Genomic DNA, 11,280 nt, shown 5'->3' on the forward strand with positions numbered 1-11,280 from the left:
CGAATTATGACCTTAATAAATACAAAATAACCGAGGAATTCGCTCAAATTAACGAGAGATTCCTCGGTTTTCATTTCATTAAAAGTAAGAGACCTGTTTTTTCAGTGGACTCCAAGGCTCAGGCTTTCTTCTTAGTGATCACGGTCACATGAAATGAATTTGATTTTGTAATAATCCGCTCGTTTATAAGTTTCGCTGTAAGCGAGAACTTGACCAGTAGACTCTAGCTTAGTAGTCTTGGCTTGTAAAACGGTTGGGAATTGTTCATCGACTCCGAGGACGGAAGCCGCATGTTCTGGAGTTGGAAATGCTATTTCATTGCTTTCTTCAAAATGTTCATCATTCATGTGAATGTGGTAATCCAATTTGAAACGGTTATAGATAGAGCTATAATATTCAAGATTTGGATAATTTGCGTTGATATATTGTTCTGGAATATAAGATGTGTGATAGATGTATACGACACCATTTGTTTCGCGTACGCGTTCAATCTTGTAGTAGAATTGATTACCGCGTAGTCCAAGTTTTTCTAAGTAGCTTAGTTTGTTTCCACGCTCAATAGAAAGGACGGTCACTTTATCATCTTTAGTTTCAAAAACTTCTACATCAGAAAACTCTACGAGTTTGTGTTTGCGTGCGCGTGAAACGAATGTACCCTTTCCTTGTTGGCGGACAATATAACCATCTTTGGCAAGGTCGTTTAAGGCGCGGACAACTGTGATAGAACTAACATCATACATTGCAATCAATTCAGCTTCAGTGTAAAATTTATCTCCACTTGCAAATTGCCCAGAGATGATTTTGTTCTTTAATTCATCTTTGATATATTGATATTTTGGAATTGCCATAATTTCACCTCGATTTTACTTCTCTGTTAAAGATTCTACCATAAAAACGGGAAGAATAGTAGTCTTTTGAATAAAAAAATTAGAATAATAGGCTATAAGATTAAGTTACATATAAAAAAGGAGATTTTATACATTTTTATACATACTGACTGCTTGGAGCTCTATGTCTGTAAAATCTATATCTTTATAAGTTTTTTGTGTAAAAGTTGGTAAAAAATGAAAAAAATTGTGAAAACCTATTGACAAATGTGGTATATTGAGTTATATTCAATATATCAACAAATGAAAGCGTAAACTTTAATTGTCAGAAGGTAAGAATATGACACGATTTGAGATACGAGATGATTTTTATCTCGATGGAAAATCATTTAAGATTTTATCTGGCGCCATTCATTATTTTAGGATTCCTCCAGAAGATTGGTATCATTCGCTCTACAACTTGAAGGCTCTTGGTTTTAACACGGTAGAGACTTACGTTGCTTGGAATCTACACGAACCCAGTGAGGGTGAGTTTAACTTTGAAGGAGCTCTGGATTTGGAGAGATTTCTCCAGACAGCGCAAGATTTGGGTCTCTACGCTATTGTACGTCCGTCACCATTTATCTGTGCTGAGTGGGAATTTGGTGGCTTACCGGCTTGGCTCTTAACCAAAGATATGAGGATTCGTTCATCAGACCCAGCCTATATTGAAGCTGTCGGTCGCTACTATGACCAGCTCTTGTCACGACTGGTCCCACATTTGTTGGACAAGGGTGGCAATATCCTTATGATGCAGGTTGAAAATGAGTATGGTTCTTACGGAGAAGATAAGGCTTACCTGAGAGCGATTCGACACTTGATGGAAGAGCGTGGCGTAACCTGTCCCCTCTTTACATCAGACGGTCCATGGAGAGCAACTCTGAAAGCTGGAACCTTAATCGAAGATGATCTCTTTGTAACAGGGAACTTTGGTTCTAAGGCACCTTACAACTTTTCACAGATGCAGGAATTCTTTGATGAGCATGGCAAGAAATGGCCACTCATGTGTATGGAGTTCTGGGATGGTTGGTTCAACCGTTGGAAAGAACCGATTATCACACGGGATCCAAAAGAATTGGCAGATGCAGTTCGAGAGGTTTTGGAACAAGGCTCCATCAATCTGTACATGTTCCATGGTGGTACAAACTTTGGCTTCATGAATGGTTGCTCAGCTCGAGGAACTTTGGACTTGCCACAAGTTACATCGTATGACTACGACGCTCTTCTTGATGAAGAAGGAAATCCAACTGCCAAATATCTGGCAGTTAAGAAGATGATGGCAACACATTTCCCAGAGTATCCGCAGTTGGAACCACTCTACAAAGAGAGTATGGAGTTGGATGCTATTCCACTGGTTGAAAAAGTTTCCTTGTTTGAAACCTTAGATAGCTTGTCTAGTCCAGTAGAAAGTCTCTATCCTAAAAAGATGGAGGAGTTGGGACAAAGTTATGGCTACTTACTCTATCGAACAGAAACAAACTGGGATGCAGAAGAAGAAAGACTTCGTATCATTGATGGTCGAGATAGAGCTCAGCTTTATGTCGATGGTCAGTGGGTTGAAACCCAATATCAGACAGAAATTGGGGAAGATATTTTCTATCAAGGAGAAAAGAAAGCGCTGTCTAGATTGGATATCTTGATAGAAAATATGGGGCGTGTCAACTATGGTCACAAGTTCTTAGCGGATACGCAACGTAAGGGAATTCGGACAGGGGTTTGTAAGGATTTGCATTTCTTACTAAACTGGAAACACTATCCACTCCCACTAGATAATCCTGAGAAAATTGATTTTTCAAAAGGATGGACAGAAGGACAACCAGCCTTTTACGCTTATGACTTTACAGTCGAGGAGCCGAAAGATACTTACCTAGACTTGTCTGAGTTTGGTAAGGGAGTTGCCTTTGTCAATGGGCAAAATCTAGGACGTTTTTGGAATGTCGGCCCAACACTCTCGCTTTATATTCCGCATAGCTATCTCAAGGAAGGTGCCAACCGCATCATTATCTTTGAAACAGAAGGTGAATATAAAGAAGAGATTCATTTAACTCGTAAACCTACACTAAAACATATAAAGGGGGAAAATTTATGACAATTGTAGGATGCCGTATCGATGGACGTTTGATCCACGGACAAGTAGCCAATCTTTGGGCTGGGAAACTAAATGTTTCACGTATTATGGTTGTAGATGACGAAGTTGTCAACAACGACGTTGAAAAGAGTGGTTTGAAACTTGCGACACCACCAGGTGTAAAATTGAGTATTTTGCCAATTGAGAAAGCGGCAGCCAATATTCTTGCTGGTAAATACGATAGCCAACGTCTCTTTATCGTGGCTCGTAAACCAGACCGTTTCCTTGGTTTGGTAGAAGCAGGTGTACCACTTGAAACCCTTAATGTTGGGAATATGTCTCAAACACCAGAAACTCGCGCTATCACACGTTCTATCAACGTAGTGGATAAGGATGTGGAAGATTTCCACAAATTGGCAGAAAAAGGTGTTAAACTTACTGCTCAAATGGTTCCAAATGATCCAATTTCAGACTTTTTGAGCTTATTAAAATAGGAAAAAATTTTTAGGAGGTCATTGTTATGATACAATGGTGGCAAATTTTACTTCTCACTTTGTACTCAGCTTATCAAATCTGTGATGAGTTGACGATCGTTTCATCTGCAGGTTCCCCTGTATTTGCTGGTTTCATTACTGGTTTAATTATGGGAGATGTGACTACTGGTCTGCTTATCGGTGGTAACTTGCAATTGTTCGTTCTTGGGGTTGGTACCTTCGGTGGTGCTTCTCGTATCGACGCAACTTCTGGTGCGGTTCTTGCGACAGCCTTCTCTGTTTCACAAGGAATTGATACAGCACTTGCGATTACAACAATCGCTGTGCCAGTAGCAGCTCTCTTGACTTACTTCGACGTTCTTGGACGTATGACAACTACTTTCTTCGCTCACCGTGTGGATGCTGCAATCGAACGCTTTGACTATAAAGGTATCGAACGCAACTACCTACTTGGTGCGATTCCTTGGGCTTTATCTCGTGCCCTTCCAGTCTTCTTCGCGCTTGCCTTTGGTGGTGCCTTTGTACAATCAGTAGTAGACTTAGTTGAAGCCTACAAATGGGTTGCGGATGGTTTGACACTTGCAGGTCGTATGCTTCCAGGTCTTGGATTTGCAATCTTGCTTCGTTACCTTCCAGTTAAACGTAACCTTCACTATCTTGCAATGGGATTTGGTTTGACAGCTATGTTGACTGTTCTTTACTCATATGTAACAGGTCTTGGTGGCGCTGTTGCTGGTATCGTAGGTACTCTACCGAAAGATGTTGCTGAAAAAATTGGTTTCGTGAACAACTTCAAAGGTTTGTCTATGATCGGTATCTCTATCGTAGGTATCTTCCTTGCAGTGCTTCACTTCAAAAATAGCCAAAAAGTAGCTGTAGCAGCACCTTCTACACCATCAGAAAGTGGGGAAATCGAAGATGACGAATTCTAATTACAAACTTACAAAAGAAGATTTTAATCAAATCAACAAACGTAGCTTGTTTACTTTCCAATTAGGTTGGAACTACGAACGTATGCAAGCTTCTGGTTACCTTTACATGATTTTGCCTCAATTGCGTAAAATGTATGGGGATGGAACTCCTGAATTGAAAGAAATGATGAAAGTTCATACTCAATTCTTCAATACTTCACCATTCTTCCATACCATTATCGCTGGTTTTGACCTTGCCATGGAAGAAAAAGATGGTGTAGGTTCAAAAGATGCCGTTAACGGTATCAAGACAGGTTTGATGGGACCATTCGCTCCTCTTGGAGATACAATCTTTGGTTCCCTTGTACCTGCTATCATGGGGTCAATCGCAGCAACTATGGCTATCGCTGGCCAACCATGGGGTATCTTCCTTTGGATCGCAGTTGCAGTAGCGTATGACATCTTCCGTTGGAAACAGTTGGAATTTGCCTACAAAGAAGGGGTTAACCTTATCAACAACATGCAAAGTACTTTGACAGCTTTGATTGACGCTGCATCTGTACTTGGTGTCTTCATGATGGGTGCTCTTGTAGCAACAATGATCAACTTTGAAATTTCTTACAAATGGGCAATCGGTGAGAAAATGATTGACTTCCAAGACATCTTGAACTCAATCTTCCCACGCTTGCTTCCAGCAATCTTTACTGCCTTTATCTTCTGGTTGCTTGGTAAGAAAGGTATGAACTCTACTAAAGCTATCGGTATTATTATCGCACTTGCCTTGGCTCTATCTGCCTTTGGTAAATTTGTACTTGGAATGGGCGCATAATTTATGGCTAAATCATTAATTTTGGTGAGTCATGGTCGTTTCTGTGAAGAGCTTAAAGGTAGCACAGAAATGATCATGGGTCCACAAGACAATATTCATGCAGTGGCTCTTCTTCCAGAAGATGGCCCAGAAGAATTTACTGCAAAATTTGAAGCTGCTATTGAAGGATTGGATGATTTCCTAGTCTTTGCGGATCTTCTCGGTGGAACACCATGTAACGTGGTAAGTCGTTTGATTATGGAAGGTCGTGATATTGACCTTTACGCAGGGATGAATCTTCCAATGGTGATTGAATTTATCAATGCGAGTCTTACAGGCGCAGATGCGGACTATAAGAGCCGTGCTGCAGAAAGCATCGTGAAAGTCAATGACCTGTTAGCGGGCTTCGATGATGACGAAGATGAATAAGATGTGACAACGTGAAAATCGTTAGAACATTTTATATAGAATATACATGGGAATGGGGCTTACTCCCATTCCCATCTTTAATAGAAAAAGAGGAACTCAATGCTACATTATACAAAAGAAGACTTACTCGAATTGGGTGCAGAAATCACTACACGTGAAATCTACCAACAACCTGATGTATGGAAAGAAGCTTTTGAATCTTATCAAGCAAAACGTGAAGAAATTGTAGCCTTCCTACAAGGGATTGCTGATAAACATGACTATATCAAGGTTATCTTGACAGGTGCTGGGACTTCTGCTTATGTGGGAGACACCTTGGTACCTTACTTTAAGGAAGTCTATGACGAACGCAAGTGGAATTTTAATGCTATTGCGACAACAGATATTGTTGCCAATCCAGAAACCTATTTGAAAAAAGATGTGACGACTGTCCTTGTATCTTTTGCTCGTAGTGGGAACTCACCTGAAAGTGTGGCAACTGTTGATTTGGCTAAAGCCTTGGTGGATGAGCTTTACCAAGTGACGATTACTTGTGCAGCAGATGGTAAATTGGCTCTTCAAGCACATGGCGATGACCGTAATCTCTTGCTCTTGCAACCAGCTGCTTCTAATGACGCTGGATTTGCCATGACTTCTAGCTTTACTTCTATGATGTTGACAGCTCTCTTGGCCTTTGATCCTACAGAATTTGCTGTTAAAGCTGAACGTTTTGAAGTTGTATCTAGTCTTGCCCGTAAAATTCTAGACAATGCAGAAGATGTCAAAGAGCTTGTTGATTTAGACTTTAACCGCGTTATCTATCTAGGCGCTGGTCCTTTCTTTGGACTTGCTCATGAAGCTCAGCTCAAGATCTTGGAATTAACGGCTGGTCAAGTTGCAACCATGTATGAAAGTCCAGTTGGATTCCGTCACGGTCCAAAATCTCTTATCAACGAAAATACAGTTGTTTTGGTCTTTGGTACAACGACAGACTACACTCGTAAGTACGACTTGGACTTGGTTCGTGAAGTTGCTGGTGATCAGATTGCTCGTCGTGTTGTGCTTTTGAGTGATCAAGCCTTTGGTCTTGAAAATGTCAAAGAAGTGGCCCTTGGTTGTGGCGGTGTCTTGAATGATATTTATCGTGTCTTCCCTTACATTGTTTATGCCCAACTCTTTGCTCTATTGACTTCACTTAAGGTAGAAAATAAACCAGACACACCGTCTCCTACAGGTACAGTAAACCGTGTGGTACAAGGTGTGATCATCCACGAATATCAAAAGTAAGACAGTATTTATGAATTCTTGAAAGAGGATTTGTAAATTATCAGATAAACCATAGATTGTCAATTCGCTTTCTATGGTTTGTTTGCTTGAGAGAAATAGTAAAAGGAGAACAGAATGAAAGCATACACAGAGCGTGTGTTTGGAAATGTTGAGGGACAAGATGTCTTGGCCTATCGTTTTGAGACGGACGGTGGCTACCAGCTTGAGGTTATGACTTATGGTGCAACCATCTTGCGCTATGTCACACCTGATAAGGCTGGAAATTTTGCCAATGTTATCTTAGGATTTGATGATTTTGATAGCTATGTAGGCAATAGTCCCAAGCATGGAGCTAGTGTGGGTCCCGTGGCAGGTCGTATTGCAGGTGCGACATTTGAGCTCAATGGTAAGACCTATAATCTTGAAGTCAATAATGCTAGCAACTGTAACCACAGTGGTTCAACAGGTTGGGATTCAAGCTTGTTTGAACTAGCTGAAGTGAGCGATCATGGCTTGACCCTCTACACAGAGCGTACAGATGGGACAGGAGGGTTCCCTGGTAACCTCAAGATCTGGATCAGCTACCACTTGGAAGAAACTGGTGCCTATGAAATCAGCTATAAAGTAACAACCGATCAGGATACGCTGGTCAATCCAACTAACCACAGCTATTTCAACTTGTCTGGTGATGTCACGCAGACAATTGACCGCCATGTCTTCCAGCTAAATACTGAGGGAGTTTACCCAATCGCTCCCGATGGTGTTCCTGCCAAAACTCCAGATGCCAATCGTGATGTGGTTAAACACATCTACAATGGTGCCTTGTTGAAAGACATCTTTGCAGAAGAAGATGAGCAAATCCAGCTGGTGTCTGGTTTGGACCATCCATTTGCCCTTCCTGCAGGTCATGCTAATGCTGGTTTCCTTTATGACCAAAATTCAGGTCGCTTCCTGCTTTTCAAGACAGAGGCTCCTTGCTTTGTAGTCTACACAGCAAATTTTGTGGATGAGAGTGTACTTGTGGCTGGCAAACCAATGATTCAGCACAATGGGATTGCTCTTGAAGCGCAAGCTTTACCAGATGCCATTCACAGTGACCTCAAAGACCAAGTCATCCTCAAAGCCGGTCAAACCTTCACAAGTAAGACACGTTATGAGCTTGTTGTGAAGTAAAGGATGAAGATTCTACTTTTCGGAGGAAATAGCATTTGCCTCATGACATTGGTAGAAACGGGCAAAGAGTAGGGAAATATGATATAATTTAATATTGAAAATACCTGTCCTATCTAAAGGATAAAAGGAGAAAAAGATGAAGAAAATTGTATTTGCTAGCGCCTTGGCTTTGACCTTGGCAGGAGCAGTTTTGACAACTGATGTTTTTGCGAATGACAGACTGGTGGCAACATAATCTATTAATGGTAAAAATGAAAATGTATTGACCTCAGAGGTGCTAAAACCTTCTAGTGGCAACGTTTTGGTTGGAATCAAGGGAGAATTTTTAACTCCAAATAAACAATCTATTTTGGACGCGATTAATAAGATTCGTAAGGAAGCAGCTGATGAAGGTTTGGTAGATAAGTATGTCCCTATTAAATGGTCAACTGACCTAGAAAAGGCAGCTTTTGCCAGAGCTACAGAAGCCTCTATAACCATGGATCATACTCGTCTTTCTAGCAAAGAGCTTTGGATTGCCTTTCCAACTTCTAATAGTATAATGGGAGAAAATTTGGCATGGAATCATGACGGTTTTCTAAAAGCTATTGAACAATGGCGTTCTGAAAAAGCAGATTATGTGCAGAAAAAAATAGTGGTTCAGACAATGGGAAATCTGGTCACTATGAGTCGCTAATTAACCCTAAATTTACACATATGGGGATGGCAGCTTTTAAAAATCCTAATAATCAATACAAAGCTATTACAATTGCTCAAACTCTAGGTGATGATGCTTCTTCAGAGGAATTGGCTGGTGGATATGGCTCTGCTATTCAGTATACAGAAGTGACTGCCTCAAACCTTTCAACCGTTAAAAGTAAAGCTACAGTTGTAGAAAAATCGTTGAGAGATTTTAGAACATCTACATCTAGTCAGTCTGGCTGGGTGCAATCTAATGGCAAATGGTATTTTTATGAGTCTGGTGATGTGAAGACAGGCTGGGTGAAAACAGATGGTAAATGGTACTACTTGAATGATTTAGGTGTCATGCAGACTGGATTTGTAGAAGTTGATGGAACATGGTATTTCCTTGATAGTTCAGGTGCGATGTTTACAGGCTGGGGAACAGATGGTAGCAGATGGTTCTACTTTGATGGCTCAGGAGCTATGAAGACAGGCTGGTATAAGGAAAATGGTACTTGGTATTATCTTGATCAATCAGGTGTCATGAAGACAGGTTGGTTTAAAGTAGGCAAGTACTGGTACTATGCATATGGTTCAGGAGCTTTAGCAGTCAGCACAACAACACCAGATGGTTATCGTGTAAATGGTAATGGTGAATGGGTGAACTAGGCTGAAGATAGTAAGTCATAGGTAAAGTATTCATCTTACTTAGCAAAAAGAATGAACGATAAGAAAGAGGTTGATGGAGAACATTGGCCTCTTTTTGTTTATAAAGACTGGATTCTTTGTCGCCTCAATCTCAGACTGTTCTATTATGAGCTAATATTTTAGAGTATAGTAAAAGTATAATCGGTAATCTAATTAAAAAATACTGTAATTAGTTTGAAACTCCTCACTTATTTGTCTAGATTTTGTTTCCGTTTTCTATTGTTGCAGTTCACTGTATTCTTCTATAAAGTTGCAGTATATTTTTAAGTATATTTCAATAGAAATTTCTATCGATTTATTGTATAATGATAAGTAATTATTGAAAAGTACTCAGAAAATTCAATACTATATTATTCTTGTATTTATACTTTTATGCTACAAAACATAGATTGATATAAAGAGTATAGAAAAGTGAGGTTAATATGAGCCGAAAAAATATTGGTGAGAAACGCCAGAGTTTCTCGATGAGAAAGTTGTCAGTGGGATTGGTATCAGTTACTGTAGCTAGTTTCTTTTTGATGAGTCAAGGGATTCAATCGGTATCAGCCGATCATATAGAAAGTCCAATTCATTATAAGTATATGACTGAGGGTGAATTGACAGACGAGGAAAAATCCTTGCTGGTAGAGGCCCTTCCACAGCTGGCTGAAGAATCAGATGATACTTATTACTTGGTTTATAGACCTCAGCAGTTTTTACCGAATACAGGTTTTAACCCAACTGTTGGTACTTTCCTTTTTACTGCAGGCTTGAGCTTGTTAGTTTTATTGGTTTCTAAAAGGAAAAATGGGAAGAAACAATTTGTTCATTTTCTGCTGTTAACTAGCATGGGAGTTCAATTGTTGCCGGCCAGTGCTTTTGGATTGACCAGCCAAATTTTATCTGACTATAATAGTCAATTTGCTATCGGAGTCGGGGAACATTTGCCAGAGCCTCTGAAAATCGAAGGTTATCAATACATTGGTTATATCAAGACTAAGAAACAGGATAATGCAGGGCTTTCAAGGACAGTCGATGGGAAATACTCTGCTCGGAGTGATAGTCAACCAGACTCTACAAAAATATCAGATGTAGTTCATTCAGCTGATTTAGAATGGAACCAAGGATGGGGGAAGGTTAGTTTACAAGGTGAAACATCTGGGGATGATGGACTTTCAGAAAAATCTTCGATAGCAGCAGAAAATCCATCTTCTAATGATTCACTCGCAAGTCAAGGTGAGCAGAATCCGGGTTACAAAGGAGAATCTGTAGTTCGACCAACATTGCCAGAACAAGAAAATCCTGTGTCTGCTACAACGGTGCAGAGTGCGGAAGAGGAAGTATTGGCGACGACAAACGATCGACCAGAATATAAACTTCCATTGGAAACCAAAGGCACGCAAGAACCCGGACATGAAGGTGAAGCAGCAGTTCGCGAGGAAGAACCAGCCTACACTAAACCCTTAGAAACAAAGGGCACGCAAGAGCCCGGTCATGAGGGCGAAGCTACAGTTCGCGAGGAAACACCAGAGTATACTAAACCACTAGAAACCAAAGGTACGCAAGAACCGGGTCATGAGGGCGAAGCCGCAGTCCGCGAAGAAGAACCAGTCTACACAGAACTGTTAGCAACGAAAGGTACGCAAGAACTGGGTCATGAGGGTGAAGCCGCAGTCCGCGAAGAATCTCCAGCCTACACAGAACCGTTAGCAACGAAAGGCACGCAAGAACCGGGTCATGAAGGCGAAGTGGTAGTGCAACCGGAGTTGCCAGAGTACACTGACCCAGTAGCGACAAAAGGCACGCAAGAACCGGGTCATGAAGGCGAAGCGGTAGTGCAACCGGAGTTACCAGAGTATAAAGTTTCAGAAGAGAAAAAAGGCACACAAGAACCGGGTCATGAAGGTGAAGCGGCAGTGCAACCGGAGTTACCCGA

The 11,280-nt window shown here is 40.8% G+C and carries 9 protein-coding genes and 1 pseudogene; 9 read left to right on the plus strand and 1 reads right to left on the minus strand.

Going from position 1 to position 11,280, the window contains the following annotated elements:
- Positions 1–131: 131 nt before the first annotated feature.
- On the minus strand, positions 132–848 hold the full coding sequence (locus K4Z77_RS09500) for a GntR family transcriptional regulator (RefSeq protein WP_224219167.1): 717 nt from the start codon (positions 846–848) through the stop codon (positions 132–134).
- A 319-nt stretch (positions 849–1,167) separates the two neighbouring features.
- Here K4Z77_RS09500 and K4Z77_RS09505 point away from each other — a divergent pair, with 319 nt between their 5' ends.
- From K4Z77_RS09505 to K4Z77_RS09545, 9 genes and pseudogenes are all read left to right on the plus strand, one after another.
- Complete coding sequence (locus K4Z77_RS09505) at positions 1,168–2,955, plus strand: glycoside hydrolase family 35 protein (RefSeq protein WP_224219168.1); 1,788 nt, start codon at positions 1,168–1,170, stop codon at positions 2,953–2,955.
- Positions 2,952–3,428, plus strand: a complete 477-nt coding sequence (locus K4Z77_RS09510; RefSeq protein WP_000156970.1) for a PTS sugar transporter subunit IIB — start codon at positions 2,952–2,954, stop codon at positions 3,426–3,428. Before K4Z77_RS09505 ends, K4Z77_RS09510 begins: the two co-directional genes overlap by 4 nt.
- A 26-nt stretch (positions 3,429–3,454) precedes the next feature.
- Positions 3,455–4,360 carry a PTS mannose/fructose/sorbose/N-acetylgalactosamine transporter subunit IIC gene (locus K4Z77_RS09515; RefSeq protein WP_000617013.1) on the plus strand — a complete coding sequence of 302 codons (906 nt, stop codon included), beginning with the start codon at positions 3,455–3,457 and terminating at the stop codon, positions 4,358–4,360.
- Positions 4,347–5,168, plus strand: coding sequence for a PTS system mannose/fructose/sorbose family transporter subunit IID (locus K4Z77_RS09520; protein WP_000185289.1), 822 nt, complete (start codon positions 4,347–4,349; stop codon positions 5,166–5,168). Before K4Z77_RS09515 ends, K4Z77_RS09520 begins: the two co-directional genes overlap by 14 nt.
- Positions 5,169–5,171: 3 nt before the next feature.
- Positions 5,172–5,576, plus strand: a complete 405-nt coding sequence (locus tag K4Z77_RS09525; protein WP_001129932.1) for a PTS sugar transporter subunit IIA — start codon at positions 5,172–5,174, stop codon at positions 5,574–5,576.
- Between the two features lie 99 nt (positions 5,577–5,675).
- Positions 5,676–6,842: an SIS domain-containing protein gene (locus K4Z77_RS09530; protein WP_224219169.1), complete on the plus strand. Its 1,167-nt coding sequence runs from the start codon at positions 5,676–5,678 to the stop codon at positions 6,840–6,842.
- A 114-nt stretch (positions 6,843–6,956) separates the two neighbouring features.
- On the plus strand, positions 6,957–7,994 hold the full coding sequence (locus K4Z77_RS09535; protein ID WP_224219170.1) for an aldose epimerase family protein: 1,038 nt from the start codon (positions 6,957–6,959) through the stop codon (positions 7,992–7,994).
- Positions 7,995–8,130: 136 nt separating this feature from the next.
- A pseudogene (locus K4Z77_RS09540) lies at positions 8,131–9,326 on the plus strand (CAP domain-containing protein).
- 461 nt (positions 9,327–9,787) lie between these two features.
- A partial coding sequence (locus K4Z77_RS09545; protein WP_224219171.1) for a YSIRK-type signal peptide-containing protein occupies positions 9,788–11,280 on the plus strand: 1,493 nt, incomplete at its 3' end.

Origin of the sequence: Streptococcus mitis subsp. hohhotensis (assembly GCF_020089495.2) — a bacterium.
Lineage (GTDB): Bacteria > Bacillota > Bacilli > Lactobacillales > Streptococcaceae > Streptococcus > Streptococcus hohhotensis.

Excerpts from the sequence above, each read along its gene's own strand:
- K4Z77_RS09500 (WP_224219167.1), bottom strand. The coding sequence starts at position 848 with ATGGCAATTCCAAAATATCAATATATCAAAGATGAATTAAAGAACAAA.
- K4Z77_RS09520 (WP_000185289.1), top strand. The coding sequence starts at position 4,347 with ATGACGAATTCTAATTACAAACTTACAAAAGAAGATTTTAATCAAATC.
- K4Z77_RS09530 (WP_224219169.1), top strand. The coding sequence starts at position 5,676 with ATGCTACATTATACAAAAGAAGACTTACTCGAATTGGGTGCAGAAATC.
- K4Z77_RS09505 (WP_224219168.1), top strand. The coding sequence starts at position 1,168 with ATGACACGATTTGAGATACGAGATGATTTTTATCTCGATGGAAAATCA.
- K4Z77_RS09515 (WP_000617013.1), top strand. The coding sequence starts at position 3,455 with ATGATACAATGGTGGCAAATTTTACTTCTCACTTTGTACTCAGCTTAT.
- K4Z77_RS09525 (WP_001129932.1), top strand. The coding sequence starts at position 5,172 with ATGGCTAAATCATTAATTTTGGTGAGTCATGGTCGTTTCTGTGAAGAG.
- K4Z77_RS09535 (WP_224219170.1), top strand. The coding sequence starts at position 6,957 with ATGAAAGCATACACAGAGCGTGTGTTTGGAAATGTTGAGGGACAAGAT.
- K4Z77_RS09510 (WP_000156970.1), top strand. The coding sequence starts at position 2,952 with ATGACAATTGTAGGATGCCGTATCGATGGACGTTTGATCCACGGACAA.